General features: G+C 36.1%; 16 protein-coding genes. 11 read left to right on the forward strand and 5 right to left on the reverse strand.

Translation table 11 applies throughout. From position 1 onward, the window contains the following. Positions 1 to 142: 142 nt before the first annotated feature. Positions 143 to 442, reverse strand: coding sequence for a YtpI family protein (locus H7K77_RS13545; protein WP_186578387.1), 300 nt, complete (start codon positions 440 to 442; stop codon positions 143 to 145). Between the two features lie 162 nt (positions 443 to 604). Between H7K77_RS13545 and H7K77_RS13550 the strand changes: the two genes are divergently transcribed. Beyond that, entirely contained in the window at positions 605 to 1,552 is a 948-nt protein-coding gene (locus H7K77_RS13550) for a DHH family phosphoesterase (protein WP_186578388.1), read from the forward strand. Positions 1,553 to 1,623: 71 nt separating this feature from the next. On the opposite strand, the gene H7K77_RS13555 is transcribed toward H7K77_RS13550, so the two are convergent. The 3 genes from H7K77_RS13555 to H7K77_RS13565 all read right to left on the reverse strand — a co-directional run bounded on the left by H7K77_RS13555 (position 1,624) and on the right by H7K77_RS13565 (position 2,786). Further along, on the reverse strand, positions 1,624 to 1,812 hold the full coding sequence (locus tag H7K77_RS13555; RefSeq protein WP_222599365.1) for a hypothetical protein: 189 nt from the start codon (positions 1,810 to 1,812) through the stop codon (positions 1,624 to 1,626). 120 nt (positions 1,813 to 1,932) lie between these two features. After that, positions 1,933 to 2,454: a sporulation membrane protein YtrI gene (gene ytrI / locus H7K77_RS13560; protein ID WP_186578390.1), complete on the reverse strand. Its 522-nt coding sequence runs from the start codon at positions 2,452 to 2,454 to the stop codon at positions 1,933 to 1,935. Next, positions 2,454 to 2,786, reverse strand: a complete 333-nt coding sequence (locus tag H7K77_RS13565; protein ID WP_186578391.1) for a YtrH family sporulation protein — start codon at positions 2,784 to 2,786, stop codon at positions 2,454 to 2,456. Before H7K77_RS13565 ends, ytrI begins: the two co-directional genes overlap by 1 nt. Before the next feature lie 674 nt (positions 2,787 to 3,460). Here H7K77_RS13565 and dnaE point away from each other — a divergent pair. The 7 genes from dnaE (at position 3,461) to H7K77_RS13600 (ending at position 13,295) form a co-directional block, all read left to right on the forward strand. Then, entirely contained in the window at positions 3,461 to 6,793 is a 3,333-nt protein-coding gene (dnaE, locus tag H7K77_RS13570; RefSeq protein WP_186578392.1) for a DNA polymerase III subunit alpha, read from the forward strand. A 356-nt stretch (positions 6,794 to 7,149) separates the two neighbouring features. Continuing rightward, positions 7,150 to 7,749: a FadR/GntR family transcriptional regulator gene (locus H7K77_RS13575; protein WP_186578393.1), complete on the forward strand. Its 600-nt coding sequence runs from the start codon at positions 7,150 to 7,152 to the stop codon at positions 7,747 to 7,749. 117 nt (positions 7,750 to 7,866) lie between these two features. Then, on the forward strand, positions 7,867 to 8,727 hold the full coding sequence (accD, locus tag H7K77_RS13580) for an acetyl-CoA carboxylase, carboxyltransferase subunit beta (RefSeq protein WP_186578394.1): 861 nt from the start codon (positions 7,867 to 7,869) through the stop codon (positions 8,725 to 8,727). Next, positions 8,724 to 9,677: an acetyl-CoA carboxylase carboxyl transferase subunit alpha gene (accA, locus tag H7K77_RS13585; RefSeq protein ID WP_186578395.1), complete on the forward strand. Its 954-nt coding sequence runs from the start codon at positions 8,724 to 8,726 to the stop codon at positions 9,675 to 9,677. The genes accD and accA overlap by 4 nt, the downstream gene beginning before the upstream one ends. Positions 9,678 to 9,918: 241 nt before the next feature. Continuing rightward, entirely contained in the window at positions 9,919 to 10,878 is a 960-nt protein-coding gene (pfkA, locus tag H7K77_RS13590; protein ID WP_186578396.1) for a 6-phosphofructokinase, read from the forward strand. 45 nt (positions 10,879 to 10,923) lie between these two features. Further along, the gene (gene pyk, locus H7K77_RS13595; protein WP_186578397.1) at positions 10,924 to 12,684 is read left to right on the forward strand and encodes a pyruvate kinase; all 1,761 of its coding nucleotides are present in this window, start codon (positions 10,924 to 10,926) and stop codon (positions 12,682 to 12,684) included. Positions 12,685 to 12,902: 218 nt separating this feature from the next. Next, complete coding sequence (locus H7K77_RS13600; RefSeq protein WP_186578398.1) at positions 12,903 to 13,295, forward strand: FxsA family protein; 393 nt, start codon at positions 12,903 to 12,905, stop codon at positions 13,293 to 13,295. 47 nt (positions 13,296 to 13,342) lie between these two features. On the opposite strand, the gene ytvI is transcribed toward H7K77_RS13600, so the two are convergent. Continuing rightward, positions 13,343 to 14,461, reverse strand: coding sequence for a sporulation integral membrane protein YtvI (ytvI, locus tag H7K77_RS13605; RefSeq protein WP_186578399.1), 1,119 nt, complete (start codon positions 14,459 to 14,461; stop codon positions 13,343 to 13,345). Positions 14,462 to 14,549: 88 nt separating this feature from the next. Between ytvI and H7K77_RS13610 the strand changes: the two genes are divergently transcribed. The 3 genes from H7K77_RS13610 (at position 14,550) to icd (ending at position 17,748) form a co-directional block, all read left to right on the forward strand. Then, positions 14,550 to 15,014: a DUF441 domain-containing protein gene (locus H7K77_RS13610; RefSeq protein WP_186578400.1), complete on the forward strand. Its 465-nt coding sequence runs from the start codon at positions 14,550 to 14,552 to the stop codon at positions 15,012 to 15,014. A 259-nt stretch (positions 15,015 to 15,273) separates the two neighbouring features. Then, positions 15,274 to 16,389 (forward strand): citrate synthase, encoded by a 1,116-nt coding sequence (gene citZ, locus H7K77_RS13615; RefSeq protein ID WP_186578401.1) that lies wholly within the window; start codon positions 15,274 to 15,276, stop codon positions 16,387 to 16,389. Positions 16,390 to 16,476: 87 nt separating this feature from the next. Beyond that, positions 16,477 to 17,748 (forward strand): NADP-dependent isocitrate dehydrogenase, encoded by a 1,272-nt coding sequence (gene icd / locus H7K77_RS13620; RefSeq protein ID WP_186578402.1) that lies wholly within the window; start codon positions 16,477 to 16,479, stop codon positions 17,746 to 17,748. The last annotated feature ends 1 nt before the right edge of the window (position 17,749 follow it).

The following is a 17,749-nucleotide window of genomic DNA, read 5'->3' on the forward strand; positions in this document are numbered from 1 at the left end:
AATGTAATCAATTAAACCAACATGGAGCCTATTTTTATAGCGAAATCTTGATCGGGTAAGCATATTATACAGAATTAAAAGAATCTGTTTAGTTTAAAAATATAAGTAAACAAAAAAGTACCCAAAGATAGGGTACTAATTATCACGAAACGGATGCCTTTCTCTTTTTCAACTCTTGAGCATAGTGAATGGTTCTTTTATAGCCGCTGTATAATTGGATACCACCTAAAATTAAGAATGCGATCGCAATATAAAGTGATATACTAGTTTGATAATAAAGGTATTGGTTTATCCAGAAGAATATTAAAAAGACACCTAAACAAACCCGACCTTTAGCGTTTTGGTAAACCTGATAGAGTTGATCTGTCGATTTTGTAATCGAGACTTTGTAGTAGACCCACATGACAATGGATATAATGATGACAATTGGGAAAACAATCATTTAAATTCTCCTATCTATTTAACACTTTATTCATTGTAGCTTTTTTTAAGAAGTTTTGCTAGGAAATTACCACTAATTTAAGGTATCCTTAAACAGATCAGCAAAAAATGTGAGCGGATAGTCCTATTAACTAGGAAGTACAAAAAGGAGTGTTACCTTGTTATGGTATTAGATACTATAGTTAATAAAATTAAAGAATATGATACGATTATTATTCATCGTCATGTTCGTCCCGATCCAGATGCTTATGGTTCTCAAGTAGGACTAGCGAAAATCATCCAACACTCATTCCCATATAAGAATGTCTATACCGTAGGGGATGAAGACCCATCTTTATCTTTTTTAGCAATTATGGACCAAATTAAAGAAGAAACGTATCGTAATGCACTGGTAATTGTCTGTGATACAGCTAATCAGGCACGCATATCAGATGATAGATTTTCTTTTGGGAAAGAACTTATTAAAATAGATCATCATCCTAATGTAGATACATATGGAGATGTCAGCTGGGTTAATACAGAGGCTAGTTCAACAAGTGAGATGATTTATGAACTGTTTCTTCATGGTAAAAGTATGGGGTTAAAGTGTAACGACGAGGCTGCTAGTTTACTTTATAGTGGGATAGTTGGTGACACAGGCAGATTCCTATTTCCTAGTAGTACGGAAAAGACATTTCGTTATGCATCAGATTTAGTTACCTATAATTTCAATAGGACAGAACTATACGAACAAATGTACAATACAAAACAAAACATAGCCAGACTTAAAGGTTACATATTACAAAACTTTGAAATATCCGAAGCAGGTGTTAGTTCTGTAAAGATTACGAAAGATAAACTGAAAGAGTTTCAAATAACTGCATCCGAAACCAGCTCTCTAGTGGGGGTACTGGGAGACATAGATGGTATTCGCGCCTGGGCTATTTTTGTAGAAGAAGAAGAATTGATACGTGTTCGTTTAAGATCAAAAGGTCCTGTTATTAATGAGGTAGCAGCTAAATATAACGGTGGAGGACATCCCTTAGCTTCTGGTGCAACTATTTATAATTGGGCTGAAATGCAACAGTTAATTGCTGACTTAGAACAAGTTTGTCTAGATTATAGAGTATGAAGTTAAAAAAAGGGACGTACCATTCCATTATGGCACGTCCCTTTGTACATAGAGAAGGCAGATTAAAAATGTTAATGCTTCTGGTTTGGACTGGCCGGGAAAAACCAGTAACCAATCTCGGTTTCTTCACAAATAACAGGGAGTTCCATTATCTCGATTTCTCGTTTAATAAGCCTTACGAGATCTTCTGATTCCGCATAGGCTGAGAATCCTTTTTGAAGCCGACTAATTTGCTCTCTCGCCATTTGACTTCGACTCATGATAAACATAGTCATTTCACACCCTTTCGATAAATGAAAGCGTTTTTCATCTACTTTAATTATATTAAATATCACATCAATTTGTACGGTTGTAGATAAAAATTCAAAAAAGTTTCAAATCTATTTGGATATGGATAACTCAACATGAATTTGGACAAACGAAGGTGTCAGAAACAAGCGATTTACTGTAGCACTATAAGTGAATTCAGATAGGTTATCAATTTTATATGTTTTGTTTTCGATTGTAGAAATAAGTAATTGATAGTTGTCTGCAACTGATTGAACATCCTGACCAATAATATGTATAATTTCTTCCTTTATTGCTTGCTCAAGTTGGTGTTTCATTAGGCTGTCTTTTTCTAATTTAAGCTCCTTTAGGTTTTGAATAGAAATAGTGATTTCATCGATAGACAGCTGCTGTTGAGATTGTTTATCTGCTTCCTTTTTATTTTCCTCTAATACTTTATTATTTGTTTCTAATTCGTTTACTCTAGCGCGTAAATTGATGTTCTCTTCTACCCAATTCTCATACAATTGGCCATACATGTATATAAAAACAATGAAGGCAATAATACCCCCGAAGAATGTCCCAGCAAAAAAACGTTGCCAACTTTCCTTTTTATAATAGGGAGGGATATGCATTACTCAATCTCCTCCTGAATAAACCACTGAATAACTAAAAGAGCTGTTTGAACTCCTCCCATAGCGGTAATTATTAATAGGATTTGTTTGACCATATCCAGTGTAGAGCCTTCAAATATCCCTCTTTCAAACTTAGATATAGCGTCAAATGTACCACCAATAGCAGCTACTATAGCCCATATACGCAGGCTTTTGGCTATTCTACCCATGAGGGTGAAGGGAGGTTCTCCTGTAGCAAATGCACCAATGCTGCCAATAATCGATCCCCCAAATACGACACCAAGTGCAATAAAATAACACTGAATCATCGAGGAAATAAACCGTTCTTCCATGTTTCCCTCTCCTTTTCATTTAAGCTAATCCCACTTCAAATGAATTTTCTCTATTAAATTTATGAAAATGTTGGACTAGTTATGTTAACCATTTTAATGTCAGTGATAATTCCGCTATAATAGTAAGTTAGAAGATAGATCTAGAATTAATTGATCCTTTTGTCAGAGTACACATAGACTCTCCAGTAATAACTAATTCTTTGGATGAGTACTATAACTCGCTTCGGCAGAATACTCCGCTTTTCGTGGGCACGGCCTCAGCCTCCTCAGAGCAAAGAACGCTCTTCCGGGGTCTTCGGACGCGTGCTGTTCCCACAGAAGTCTACGTATTCTGCCTACGCTAATTGAGAAATTCTAAATTTGTATAGTGATACGAAATACCAATATATCAACGAATCCGACTTTTTTCACTAGAAAAGAAAGTTATACTAAGCAGAGGGAAAATGCGAGACTCCTGTGGGAAAGGAACAGTCTGAAAACCCCACAGCGAGCGAGGGGACTACTTGAGTAATCATCTTTGCGCCCTTGCACTCAGTTAATTAAAGAATACAGTTATTAGAGAGTTTCTCTCAACTGTGTCATTAAGAAAGTAACATTGTAATGCATGGGAAGTGCCTTATAATATAATAATCAGAAAGTAACCTTTAAGTTAAATCATACAAGGTGGGGAAGATATGGGATATAGTCACTTACAAGTAAGAAGTGGATATAGTTTAATGAAAAGCTCTGTTTCAATTGATAAGCTAGTGGAGCGTGCAGAAGAGCTTGGATTTAAAAGTTTAGCATTAACAGACGAAAATGTTATGTATGGTGCTGTATCCTTTTACCGAGCATGCATGCAAAAGAAGATTAACCCAATCATAGGGTTAATTGTAGATATGCAAATAGATGAATCCGAGACAGAAAAGGTAATATTATATGCTAAAAGTAACATTGGGTATCAACAACTAATAAAACTAAGTTCACATATCCAATTACAAGAAGGAAGCCTTACGAGAGAGGATCTTTCCATCTATTTAACAGATATAATCATCGTGTTACCACTATTGGACAGTCCAGTTTATGAATGGCTAAACAATCATTATATAGATAGAGTAAAGCAGCACTTAGAAAAATGGTCCTTTTTGACGGAACAGGTAGATTTCTATTTAGGTATTAGTGGGGAAGAACGACAAATAGAGAAGGAATTAAAAACTGTTTGTAGTCAGGAGGACATCTCTGTCACAGCTATAAGTGATGTTAGGTACATATTGGAATCAGACCAAATGGCATATGAATGCTTGCAGGCGATTCGAACTGGAACAAAGTGGAATGCTGATACTGTGTCAGGTCCTAAAGAACAACATTTAGCAGATGAAAAAGAAGTAAGAAAGCGACTAGCCTGGTGGCCAGAATGTATTGAGACCTCTGAATGGATTGCAGCGCAGTGTAAGGTAAAACTAAATTTTGAGCAAAGAATGCTACCGAACTATCCTGTTCCGCAAGGTGAAACAGCTTCAAGCTTTCTGAAGCAACTGTGTCATTCCTTCTTACATGAAAGGTACAACCAACCTGTTTTAGATGTTTCACAACGCTTACATTATGAGTTGGATATTATAGACTCTATGGGATTTAGTGATTATTTCCTTATCGTTTGGGATTTTATTCGCTATGCGAAAGAGGAAGGCATCATGGTAGGACCGGGTAGAGGATCTGCAGCAGGCTCGTTAGTAGCATACATTTTAGGAATTACAGATATTGATCCAATTCGTTACAATTTGCTATTCGAACGTTTTCTTAATCCAGAACGGATATCAATGCCAGATATAGATATCGATTTCTCTGATCAAAGGCGAGATGAAGTGATAGAATATGTGAAAAATAAATATGGACCAGACCATGTTGCTCAGATCATTACGTTTGGGACTTTTGCTTCGCGCTCTATATTAAGAGAACTTATTAAAACGATGGATATTGACGATCAGGATGCAACCTTCATTCTTAAAGAAATTCCTTCTCAAAGTTCCAAAACGATTGTGCAAAGTGTAAAAGAATCAAGTGCGCTAACATCCTATGTAAAACAATCAAAGAAACTACAGATGTTATTTAAGATTGCAGCAAAGCTAGAAGGGTTGCCACGAAATATTTCGACTCACGCTGCAGGGGTTGTAATTAGTGAACAACCATTGACAAATCACGTACCTGTAACCAGATCTCACGGTGAGATTTATCTCACACAATTTGCAATGAAGGACTTGGAATCGATTGGGTTATTAAAAATGGACTTCTTAGGGCTAAGAAATCTGACCTTAATGGAGAAAATTATTACCTCTATAAACAAAAAAGAAACGATTAAAATTGGGTTAAAAAATATTCCATTAGATGATCAGCGTACATTTAAATTGTTACAGCAAGGAAGGACGAATGGGGTTTTTCAATTAGAATCTCAAGGTATGCAAAATGTGTTAACCAAATTAGTGCCTAACGATTTTGAAGATGTGGTAGCTGTTAATGCACTGTATCGTCCTGGTCCAATGGAATTCATTCCACTCTATATCGACCGGAAACTAGGGAAAGCGTCAGTAGAGTATCCACATCAAGATTTACAGCCTATATTGAAAAATACGTATGGCGTTCTTGTTTACCAGGAACAAATAATGCAAATTGCTAGTAAGATGGCAGGTTTTTCTTTAGGCCAAGCCGACACGTTAAGAAGGGCTGTCAGTAAAAAATCAAAGGGTGCCATTGTGCAGGAACAGCAACGTTTTATAGAAGGCTGTATAGCGAAGGGGTACACTAAGGAAGTAGCAGACGAAGTATTTAATTGGATTGTTCGCTTCTCAAACTATGGATTTAATCGAAGTCATGCTGTAGCTTATAGCATGATTGCTTATCAATTAGCATATCTAAAAACCCATTTTCCAGCACACTTTCTAGCTGAGGCTTTAAGCTCTATTACGGGACAACAAGACAAAATTCATTTATATATAAGGGAAGCACGTGAATTAGGTATAACTTTGTTACCACCTTCCATTAATAAAAGCTTTGGTAAGTTTACAGTTGAAAAAGGTAATCTAAGGATGGGGTTATTACTAATCAAGGGGATAGGACATCAAGTTATCCGGGAAATAATCCGAGCAAGGAAACAAGGTCCGTTTAAGCATTTATTTGATTTCTGTTTACGTGTACCCTTAAATATAGTTAACCGTCCAGTCATCGAATCACTCATCCTAGCAGGTGCTTTTGATGAGACCTATTCTAATCGTGCTAGTTTATTAAGTTCCCTTGACCAAGCATTGGAACAGGGGGAATTGTTTAGTGAATTTGACGATCAACCTTCTCTTTTCCAGAAAGCCGTAGAATTTGACGTAACATACTTCGAGACAGAAGCGTTTACACAAATAAAGCAATTACAATTTGAGAAAGAACTAACAGGATTATACATTTCCAGTCATCCTCTAACGGAATATAGGGACACACTTCGGAGGAATGGCTATCTAAGTTTACTAGAACTGACTAAATTTATTGGGAAAAACAACATAGCAACGAGTGCTGTTATCCAAAATATTAAAACGATCCGTACAAAGCGGGGAGAACCAATGGCTTTTGTCACACTGTCAGACGAGACTGATGAGAGAGAGGCTGTCATTTTTCCTGAAACGTATCGTCAAATTAACAGATGGCTAAAAGAAGAAGTAATGGTGTTCATTAAAGGAAAGCCCGAAGAAAGAAATAATCGAGTTCAATTATTGATTTCAGAAATTTCCCCTTTTGATGAACAAAATTTGCTGGAGACTACGGATGAACGAATTTTTATTAAAGTTAAGGCAGACATGGAACAACAAGCACTTACTATTATTAAAGAAATAGCGGAAGAATTCCCAGGCAATACTCCAATTATCGTTTTTCAAGAAAATAAGAAAGCAACATATCGATTATCAAGCAAGTATTATTTAAATCGAAATCATACTTGTATGAAGAAATTAATTGCCACTTTTGGAAAAGATCAAGTGGTTCTAAAAAAATGAAGCATCAACGTCCGAAAGAAATTGGACGTTATGCTTTTTTTATTGTATGAAGCTAACTATCAGCAATAGTAGCCTCTACATAGATTTTTGTTAGTTGTCGAAGGATTCTATCCCTAGTTTCTGCAAATCTACTGACATTTTTTCGTTGGTATATAGCATAAACTAGAGAGAATGTGCTCTAAACTTTACACAAAAAAACCATCTGTTATAATGAATAAAGTGGTCAGACCAATTGTTGTTTTGAACGAAATAAAGCTTGAAAGGAATAGAGTTAGTATGAACCAAACTACTAATATTCATCAAGCTTTCGGGTGCTACAGGACCTGCTAGATCCAAAGGAGTGACAAGTACCTTTTATGTCAATAAAAGCGAAGGTCTATGAAGAAGTATTAGCTGAAATTCAACACCTTATAAAAAAAAATGCATTAAAGCCTGGAGACCGTCTCCCTTCAGAAAGGGAATTATCTGAAAGGTTAAATGCTGGAAGATCTTCTGTGCGTGAAGCCTTGAGAGCTTTGGAATTGTTAGGATTAATTGAAACACGTCATGGGGAAGGAACGTTTCTCGGATCGTATCGACCTTACCATATGATCGAGCTGTTATCAGCTTATATTTTTCAAGAACCTACTATTCAATCCAATATCTTTGAAGCAAAACGGATAATGGAAAAGGAAGCAATTAAACTAGCAATGATTCGCTCGCACGTGAAAATAGACAAATTGTTATTAATTATCAATGATGATAAACTTGATGACAGAAAAAGACATTTTGATTTTTTTTCCTCAATATTTACCTATAGTGGAAATGATTTAATGCAGAAAGTCTGGCAGCTAATGGAGGAATTCTCCTATACTATCGAGGGAACAACGTATGATAAAAATTTCTATTTCAATGTTATAGAATTACTAAGTAATAATCATGTTGACCAAATCGATAACCTGTATCAAAAAGAATAAAAAGAAACTAAACAACTTCAGGATTAGAGAAAAGGATCTCAAATATGAGATTTCGATACTCGTGGTTGTGCATATTCTAAAGTTTTCTAATGTTTTCGTTTAAAAGGAGGAACAACCTTGCTTAAAGATATTTTTGGAAAAAAGAAAAAGTATGCTTCAATTCCTAGGAAAGAGGCAAAACAGGATGTACCGGAAGGCTTAATGCAAAAATGCGATGGTTGTCAAAAGATCTTTTATCGAAAAGAGATGAAAAAGAATCTGAATGTTTGTCCAGAGTGTGGGCACCATCATCAGTTACCGGCATATGACCGCATTAAGGGCTTATTAGATGAAGACTCCTTTACGGAATGGGACAAGCATTTATTATCTAAAAATCCATTACAATTTCCTGACTATGAAAATAAGTTGGAGAAGGATAGAGACAAAACAGGTTTGAATGAAGCTGTAGTAACAGGAAAAGGGACACTTAATGGCTTTCCGACCGCTATTGCAGTAATGGATGCTCGCTTTAGAATGGGAAGCATGGGATCAGTAGTAGGAGAAAAGATAGCTAGAGCAATTGAGAATGCTCGTACTGAATCTATTCCTATTATCGTATTTACTGCTTCAGGTGGAGCAAGAATGCAAGAAGGTGTTTTAAGCTTAATGCAAATGAGTAAGACATCTGTTGCGATTCAACGCCTTAATGAAGCGGGTGGTCTATACATATCGATTATGACTAACCCTACAACTGGTGGAGTGTCTGCTAGTTTTGCTTCCCTAGGAGACTACAACTTTGCCGAACCAGGTGCCTTAATTGGGTTTGCTGGAAGGCGTATCATTGAACAAACCATAAGAGAGAAACTACCAGATGATTTTCAAACCGCAGAATTTCAGTTGAAGCACGGGCAGTTAGATAAGGTGATACCGAGGAATGAAATGAAGGCTACACTAACAACTATTTTAGACATACATCAATCAGTGGGGGGAAGACAATGAAGCATGCGTTGCCATTTGAAAAGCCTGTGATTGAATTAAGAGAAAAAATAGACGAATTAAAGAACCTTACCAAAGATAGTGAAATAGATCTTAGTAATGAAATATCTACATTAGAGAGTAGACTAGCCAACCTGGAGAAAGATATCTATGGGAAGTTAAAACCATGGGATCGGGTTCAGATAGCAAGACATCCAGAAAGACCAACCACACTTGATTATATCGACCATTTATTTACTGATTTTATTGAATTTCATGGAGACCGTTTGTTTGCAGATGATGAAGCGATTGTTGCAGGAATTGCTAAGTATAAAGGAGAACCTGTTACCGTAATCGGTCATCAAAGAGGGAAAAATACAAAAGATAATATCAAAAGAAATTTTGGTAGTCCACATCCAGAAGGGTATCGTAAGGCCCTAAGACATATGAAGCAAGCTGATAAGTTTAACCGTCCTATTATTACATTTATTGATACAAAAGGTGCCTATCCAGGTAAAGCCGCGGAAGAACGTGGCCAAAGTGAGGCTATCGCAAGAAATCTAATGGAGATGGCTAGCTTTAAAGTTCCTATCATATGTATCGTAATAGGTGAAGGTGGTAGCGGTGGTGCACTTGCCTTAGGTATTGGTGATCAAATTCATATGCTTGAGAATTCTACTTATTCGGTAATCTCACCAGAGGGTGCCGCAGCTTTATTATGGAAAGATTCTAATCGAGCCCAACAGGCAGCTGAATCTTTAAAAATCACTTCTTATGATTTGAAGAGATTGCAGATTATTGATGAAGTTATCCCGGAACCAAGGGGTGGTGCACATCGAGATCCGGCACAACAAGCTGAGTACATTGATAAAACTATTGAAAATTCATTAGAAAAATATAAACAATTAAAAATAGAAGAATTACTTGAAAAAAGATGGGAAAAATACAAACAAATTGGTCATTTTAGTAATTAATTTGTAATTTTTTTTGACTCTTTTTTTGGGTGATTTTATTAACCATTACCCTTGTCATAACGTTTTTTTGGCAAGGGTAACTATATTTTTATCTCAAATGCTCCAAAATTGTCATATTTAGGGGTGAGATTCGAAATCGTTTCATGTATAATCAGTATTGGAATTCAACATGTTTAGGTTATACTCTTTATGGGGAGAACACAGAATAAGGGGAAAATCTTAAAGTTTAGAGGTGAACGATATGAAGAGAATTGGTGTTTTAACTAGTGGTGGAGATTCTCCAGGGATGAACGCTGCAGTAAGAGCTGTTGTAAGGAAAGCAATTTTCCACGACATGGAAGTATTCGGTATTTATAACGGCTACCAAGGGTTGATGGAAGGTAATATAAAAAAGATGGAACTCGGCTCAGTTGGAGATATTATTCAACGAGGCGGAACGATTCTTTATTCTGCTAGATCCGAAGAGTTTAAAACAGAACAAGGGCAAGAAAAAGCTATTGAACAATTAAATAAATTTGGTATTGAAGGGTTAATTGTCATTGGTGGAGATGGATCATTTCGAGGTGCGGAAAAACTAACAAAAAAAGGTTATCCGTGTATTGGAGTTCCAGGTACAATTGATAATGATATCCCAGGTACTGACTACACGATTGGATTCGATACTGCATTAAATACTATTATTGACGCTATTGATAAAATTAGAGATACAGCAACATCCCACGAACGTACATATGTGGTTGAAGTTATGGGGCGCAATGCTGGGGATTTAGCGCTGTGGGCTGGGCTTGCAGATGGAGCGGAAAGTATTTTGATTCCAGAACGTCCAGATGATTTTGAAGATGTTATCAATAAACTAAAGCGTGGTCAAGCTAGAGGTAAAAAACATAGTATTATCATACTAGCTGAAGGTGTAGGAAATGGTATGGAATATGGTCAAAGAATTAAAGACGCTACAGACATGGACACACGTGTTACTGTGCTTGGACATATTCAACGTGGTGGTTCCCCATCCGGATTTGATCGCGTACTAGCAAGTCGTTTAGGAGCCAGAGCAGTTGATTTACTTATTGAGGGTAAGGCAGGTAGAATGGTTGGTATCCAACAAAATAAACTTGTAGATCATGATATTATTGAGATTCTAACTCATCCACATGAGATAGATCTAAATATGTATAAATTGTCTAACGAATTATCTATATAAATAAAAAATGGATGTTGTTGTTATTGTTTAAGGAGGAAAAATGAAATGAGAAGAACTAAGATTGTTTGTACAATAGGGCCAGCTTCAGAATCAGTTGAAAAATTAGTCCAATTAATTGAAAATGGGATGAATGTCGCACGATTGAATTTTTCACATGGTGACTTTGAAGAGCATGGTGCACGAATTAAGAATATAAGAGAAGCTGCTAAAAAGGTTGGGAAGACAGTAGCTATTTTATTAGATACGAAAGGTCCTGAAATTAGAACTGGCGTATTGAAAGATGGACAAGCACAGCTTAACAAAGGGGATACTGTGTTTGTTTCTATGGAGGATATTGAAGGAACAAATGAAAGAATCTCGGTTACATATCCTCAACTTATTGAAGATGTTCACGTTGGATCGAAATTATTGTTAGATGATGGTCTAATTGAATTAGAAGTAACAGAAATTCTTAAAGACAAAAAAGAATTGAAAACTACTGCCTTAAATTCTGGGTTACTTAAGAATAAGAAGGGTGTAAACGTCCCGAATGTAAGTGTTAACTTACCTGGAATTACTGAAAAGGATGCACAGGATATTAAGTTTGGAATTGAACAAGGAGTAGACTTTATTGCTGCTTCATTTGTAAGACGTTCTTCTGATGTATTAGAAATTAGAGGATTATTAGAAGAAAATAATGCAACACATATCAATATTATTCCTAAAATTGAAAACCGTGAAGGTGTTGACAATTTAGATGCGATCCTTCAGGTGAGTGATGGGTTAATGGTAGCAAGGGGAGATCTTGGTGTTGAAATTCCACCTGAAGATGTACCACTTGTTCAAAAAGATATGATTCGCAAGTGTAACAATGCTGGAAAACCAGTTATTACAGCTACGCAAATGTTAGACTCTATGCAAAGAAACCCAAGACCTACTCGTGCAGAAGCATCAGACGTTGCTAATGCGATTTTTGACGGTTCAGATGCCATAATGCTTTCAGGTGAAACTGCTGCTGGTGACTATCCTGTAGAAGCTGTTCGTACGATGAGTAATATTGCAACAAAAGCTGAAACTGCTTTAAATCATAAAGCTATTTTGGATGTTCGCTCAAAATCAACAGACATGACAATAACTGACGCTATTAGTCAATCTGTGAATCACTCTGCTATGAATTTAAATGTAGATGCAATTCTTACACCTACAGTTAGTGGTCATACAGCAAGAATGATTTCTAAATATCGTCCAGAAGCTCCAATTATTGCAGTTACCTTTGATGAACAAGTTAGCAGAAGATTGTCACTTGTTTGGGGTGTCGAAACAATCACAGGTAAGCTAGCACTTTCTACTGATGATGTATTAGATGAAGCGATAGATCGTGGTTTATCTAATGGATGCTTCAAGAGGGGTGACCGTGTTATTATAACTGCTGGTGTGCCAGTTGGTGAAAGTGGTACAACTAACCTTATGAAAATTCACATTATTGGTGATGTTCTTGCTAAGGGACAAGGTGTCGGAAAAGGAAGTGCCTATGGAAGAGCAGTTGTTGTAAAAAACGCTGAAGAAGCACTTGCTCAAGTAAAGCAAGACGATATTATTGTAACTTATGGAACAGATAAGGACATGATGCCTGCAATTGAAAAAGCTAGTGCACTGATCACTGAAGAGGGCGGCCTAACATCTCATGCTGCAGTTGTCGGATTAAGTTTAGGGATTCCGGTTATTGTTGGTGTAGAGAAAGCTGTTGACTTAGTTCAAACTGGTCAAGATATTACGATTGATGCTAACAAAGGTGATATCTACGTAGGACATGCAAGTGTATTATAATTAGAAAGACCAGAAGAAGAAGGATAACCTCCTTCTTCTTTTTTTGGCTCTATTCTAAATATTGCTGCTTTTATCTCAATATCTATAGACTCTTAAAAAATATAGGATTTTTTGAAACGAAATCCAGAACTGATAGTTATGGTGTAATATGATAAACTAATTCTATTAGTTTTATTTGTAATAGTAAGCTACATTTCTTTATAAAGGGAGATAGCGTTATGTTTCGTTGGATTTTGTTATTTGTTTTAATTGTTCCAGCTTTAGAAATTGGAATACTTGTTTGGGCTGGAGGTCAGATAGGTCCTTGGTGGGTAGTTGGTTTAATTATTCTAACCGGTGTCATTGGGGCTTGGTTGGCGAAGCAACAAGGATTAGAAACCCTAAATAAGGCTAGACAGGCTTTATCTTATGGACAAATTCCCCAAGAGGAAATTTTTAATGGGATTTGTATTCTTATTGGTGGAGTTGTTTTACTTACACCTGGATTTATAACAGATTTAATTGGTTTTTTATTGCTTGCACCTCCTTCAAGGAAATTGATAAAAGTTTGGATGCAAAAGAATTTACGGAGAATGTTGGATCGAGGAACAATTACTATTTTTCGCAGGTAATTTGAAGGGTAACTAATTATAACAATTGGTTACCCTGATTTTTATGATTAGTTAGGACCATCGCCTTTTACATATAAAAACAACTGATTAACGATGCCTGTCTTAATTAATGTATTAATTACAACAAGCGCTATTGGGCCAAATAAGAGTCCAACAAAACCAGCAATTTGAAAGCCAACAAATAAAGAAATAAGTGTTGCCAGAGGGTGTAACCCAATGTTAGTGGATAAAACCTTGGGCTCCATTAATTGTCTTTGAATAATGACCGTCATAAATAAAATAGTCAATCCTATTGATAAATGATAATCTCCTGTGAAAAAAGAATAAAGAATCCAAGGAACAAAAATGATACCTGTCCCTAAGTATGGTAGTAAATCTACAATTCCAATAATAATTGCTATCGTTACGGCGTACTTTACCTTTAAAACTAGTAACCCTATGAGCACAATAATAGCTGTAATGGTTATTAGGGTAAATTGTGCTTTAATAAACCCGAAAAAAGCTGCCTTCAACCCTCTTAACACATCACCGCTAGAAACGGATACTTGTCTTGGCATTATTTTAATGAATGTATTTTTTAACTTGTACCAATCTTTACTGATAAAAAATGTACCTAGTAGGGAAAATAATAGCGTAGTGACGTAACTAGGTAAAATTTTCAGTGTAGAAGGGATACTTTGTAATAAATTTTGAATCACATCAGCACCTGTTGAAGCTATGTCTTGTCCCATTCCTTGTAGATGGTCGACAACAAGATCTTGTTGCGTTTTGTCTAGCCTAGTTATCATGTTGGCAAGTTTCTCGTACAAGGGCGTAATTTTTTCTGAAATTAATTCCTGTAAAAATAGGATTAGACTTTTAAAATTACTTGGAATGTGGTCGGCTAAATAGGTAGTTCCATTAATGAGTTCCACAACAAAAAGCGTCAGTATTCCAATGATGGTTGTTATTACTAGTAATAAGGAAAGGAATACAGCAAAAGCACGGTTGAAGTTAGCTTTTTCTTCTAACGTATTAACAAACGGATTCATAATAAAAGCAATCAATAATGCAAATATAAATGGATAGGTGTATCTAGCTAAGTAGTATAAGCAAATTAACGAAACAGTAATTACTGCTAGTACAATAATGAATCGAATCAAACGATATACGTGTTTTAGTGACATTCCTTATTTCACCCCCTATAAATATATATATTTTTCAAGTGGAAAGATTATGTGGTACTATTAAGAAGGCTTACTTGGAGGCATACATATGTTTAATCAATCAACTATATTTTTACTGTTACTTTTCTTATTAGGTTATATAGGGAAAAACCAATCAATTATGATTGCAGTATACGTTTTACTAGGTATTAAACTTTTCAGACTCGATGATAAAGTATTTCCCTATTTGCAGGACAAAGGTATTAGCCTAGGCGTAACCGTTATAACTATTGCAGTACTAGTTCCGATTGCCACAGGAGAGATAGGTTTTAAAGATCTTTTACAAAGTGTTAAATCCTATTATGGTTGGATAGCATTAGGAGCTGGGATCTTTGTGGCCCTCATTGCAAAGAATGGGTTAACCCTTCTTGCTGATGATCCTCATATTACAACCGCTTTAGTGATGGGAACCATATTAGCAGTTGTATTTTTCCACGGTGTAGCAGTTGGTCCCCTTATTGGAGCAGGCATCGCCTATATGGTTATGAAACTAGTCGATATGTTTATTGCCTAACAAAAAATTAGCTAAGCTAGTCTATTCTTTTTAAGAAATAACTATTACCATTTATGGTAAATCATCATAAAATTTAATCGTTTTCATTTTACTAACAATTCTTAATTGTTTATAATTGACAATGGGGATGATCAGAAGCATAAAATAGTTTGTTGGGTGCCTTATGCTTTTGACCTTATATATGTGAACTAGTAATCATCTAACAACATAGGTCAAAGTTGATTACTAGAGACTAGGAAAAGAAAAGGAGAGGGATGCAATGTCAACAACTAAAGGACTAGAAGGGGTTATTGCTACAGAATCGTCAATTAGTTCTATTATCGATGATCAATTGACATACGTTGGTTATAAGATTGATGATCTTGCTGAAAATTCTAGTTTTGAAGAAGTAGTGTTCTTGTTATGGAATAAAAGACTTCCAAATGAACAAGAATTAAGCGACTTTAGAAGTGAATTAGCTTCCAATATGGAAATCCCGAAAGCAGTGATTGATCATTTTCAGTCTTATGATCTTAAATCTGTCCATCCAATGGCTGCTTTAAGAACAGCGGTTTCTCTATTAGGATTATTTGACTCTGAAGCAGATGAAATGAATCCAGAGGCTAATCTACGTAAAGCAATAAGACTTCAAGCAAAAATAGCAACAGTTGTAACAGCATTTTCACGAATTCGAGACGGTAAAGAACCTATATCTCCCAAAAAAGATGTTAGTTATGCTACAAACTTCCTTTATATGCTAAATGGTGATATGCCAAAGGATATTGAAGTAGAGGCAATTAACAAGGCTTTAGTATTACATGCTGACCACGAATTAAATGCATCAACATTTACCTCTCGTGTATGTGTTGCTACGTTATCAGACGTGTATTCTGGCATTACTGCTGCTATTGGGGCACTTAAGGGGCCATTGCATGGTGGAGCCAACGAACGTGTAATGAAGATGCTGACTGAAATTGGCGAAGTAGATAATGCTATCCCATATATTCAAGAAAAATTAGCTAATAAAGATAAAATAATGGGAATGGGGCACCGTGTATATCGTAAAGGAGATCCACGTGCAAAGCACTTGAAAAAAATGTCTAAAGAGCTTACCAATATTACTGGACAATCAAAGTGGTATGAAATGTCTGTTGCGATCGAGGACTATATTAAAGCAGAAAAAGGATTACCAGCTAATGTTGACTTTTACTCCGCTTCTGTTTATCACAGCCTTGGAATCAAACATGACTTATTTACACCTATCTTTGCTATGAGTCGTTTTTCTGGCTGGTTAGCACATATTTTAGAGCAATATGATAACAATCGTTTGATTCGTCCTCGTGCAGAGTATGTAGGACCTAAGGATCAAGTTTATGTTCCAGTTGAACAACGTTAAAAAATTTCTATAAGTAATGATACTGTAGAAATTTAAGTTATATAAAACTAGTATTGATTGAATAAAGAATAGGGAGGACATATTATAATGGCAAATGGTGAGAAAATTACAGTAGACAATGGGGTTCTTAACGTACCAAATAAACCAGTTATTCCATTTATTGAAGGTGATGGAACAGGCCCAGATATTTGGGCGGCATCAAAAAGAGTATTAGAGGCTGCTGTTGAAAAAGCTTATAATGGTGAAAAAGCTATTGAATGGACAGAAGTTTATGCAGGTCAAAAGGCTTTTGACAAGACGGGTGAATGGTTACCAAGCGAAACGTTGGATACTATTCGTGACTATAAGATTGCAATAAAAGGTCCTTTGACAACACCAATTGGTGGTGGTATTAGATCTCTAAACGTTGCACTACGTCAAGAATTAGATTTATTTACATGTCTTCGCCCAGTTCGTTATTTTGATGGTGTACCTTCACCTGTAAAGCGACCAGAAGACACTGATATGGTTATTTTCCGTGAGAATACGGAAGATATCTATGCAGGGATTGAATGGCAACAAGGTTCTGCTGAAGTGAAGAAAGTGATTGATTTTCTTCAAAATGAAATGGGAGTACATAACATCCGTTTTCCTGAAACTTCTGGTATTGGTGTGAAACCTGTATCAGCAGAAGGTACAAAGCGTTTAGTTCGTGCTGCAATTGATTATGCAATTAATGAGGGACGTAAAAGTGTGACGCTTGTACACAAAGGTAACATCATGAAATTTACAGAAGGCTCATTTAAAAACTGGGGTTACGAACTGGCTGAAGAAGAGTATGGAGATAAAGTATTTACTTGGGCTGAATATGATAAGATTGTAGAGGACAAAGGGCGTGAAGCTGCAGATCAAGCACAAAAGGCTGCAGAGGATGCTGGGAAAATTATCATTAAAGACGCAATTGCAGATATTTTCTTACAACAAATCCTAACTCGTCCGCGTGAATTTGATGTTGTAGCAACTATGAACTTAAATGGTGATTACATTTCTGATGCACTAGCTGCTCAAGTAGGTGGAATTGGTATTGCTCCTGGAGCGAATATCAACTACGAAACGGGTCATGCCATTTTTGAAGCAACACATGGTACAGCTCCTAAATATGCAGGATTAGATAAAGTTAACCCATCTTCTGTCATCCTTTCAGGAGTATTAATGCTAGAACACCTTGGATGGAGAGAAGCTGCTGAATTAATTACAAAATCAATGGATAAAACAATTGGTTCAAAAGTAGTAACTTATGACTTTGCTAGAATGATGGAGGGTGCAACGGAAGTTAAAACATCTGAATTCGGTGACGAACTTATTAAAAATATGGACTAAG

It is taken from the genome of Aquibacillus kalidii (assembly GCF_014280935.1).
GTDB lineage: Bacteria > Bacillota > Bacilli > Bacillales > Amphibacillaceae > Aquibacillus_D > Aquibacillus_D kalidii.

What these genes read in the sequence shown, in the direction of transcription:
- H7K77_RS13545 (WP_186578387.1), bottom strand. Translation starts at nt 442, where the DNA reads ATGATTGTTTTCCCAATTGTCATCATTATATCCATTGTCATGTGGGTC.
- H7K77_RS13550 (WP_186578388.1), top strand. Translation starts at nt 605, where the DNA reads ATGGTATTAGATACTATAGTTAATAAAATTAAAGAATATGATACGATT.
- H7K77_RS13555 (WP_222599365.1), bottom strand. Translation starts at nt 1,812, where the DNA reads ATGAGTCGAAGTCAAATGGCGAGAGAGCAAATTAGTCGGCTTCAAAAA.
- ytrI (WP_186578390.1), bottom strand. Translation starts at nt 2,454, where the DNA reads ATGCATATCCCTCCCTATTATAAAAAGGAAAGTTGGCAACGTTTTTTT.
- H7K77_RS13565 (WP_186578391.1), bottom strand. Translation starts at nt 2,786, where the DNA reads ATGGAAGAACGGTTTATTTCCTCGATGATTCAGTGTTATTTTATTGCA.
- dnaE (WP_186578392.1), top strand. Translation starts at nt 3,461, where the DNA reads ATGGGATATAGTCACTTACAAGTAAGAAGTGGATATAGTTTAATGAAA.
- H7K77_RS13575 (WP_186578393.1), top strand. Translation starts at nt 7,150, where the DNA reads ATGTCAATAAAAGCGAAGGTCTATGAAGAAGTATTAGCTGAAATTCAA.
- accA (WP_186578395.1), top strand. Translation starts at nt 8,724, where the DNA reads ATGAAGCATGCGTTGCCATTTGAAAAGCCTGTGATTGAATTAAGAGAA.
- pfkA (WP_186578396.1), top strand. Translation starts at nt 9,919, where the DNA reads ATGAAGAGAATTGGTGTTTTAACTAGTGGTGGAGATTCTCCAGGGATG.
- pyk (WP_186578397.1), top strand. Translation starts at nt 10,924, where the DNA reads ATGAGAAGAACTAAGATTGTTTGTACAATAGGGCCAGCTTCAGAATCA.
- H7K77_RS13600 (WP_186578398.1), top strand. Translation starts at nt 12,903, where the DNA reads ATGTTTCGTTGGATTTTGTTATTTGTTTTAATTGTTCCAGCTTTAGAA.
- ytvI (WP_186578399.1), bottom strand. Translation starts at nt 14,461, where the DNA reads ATGTCACTAAAACACGTATATCGTTTGATTCGATTCATTATTGTACTA.
- H7K77_RS13610 (WP_186578400.1), top strand. Translation starts at nt 14,550, where the DNA reads ATGTTTAATCAATCAACTATATTTTTACTGTTACTTTTCTTATTAGGT.
- citZ (WP_186578401.1), top strand. Translation starts at nt 15,274, where the DNA reads ATGTCAACAACTAAAGGACTAGAAGGGGTTATTGCTACAGAATCGTCA.
- icd (WP_186578402.1), top strand. Translation starts at nt 16,477, where the DNA reads ATGGCAAATGGTGAGAAAATTACAGTAGACAATGGGGTTCTTAACGTA.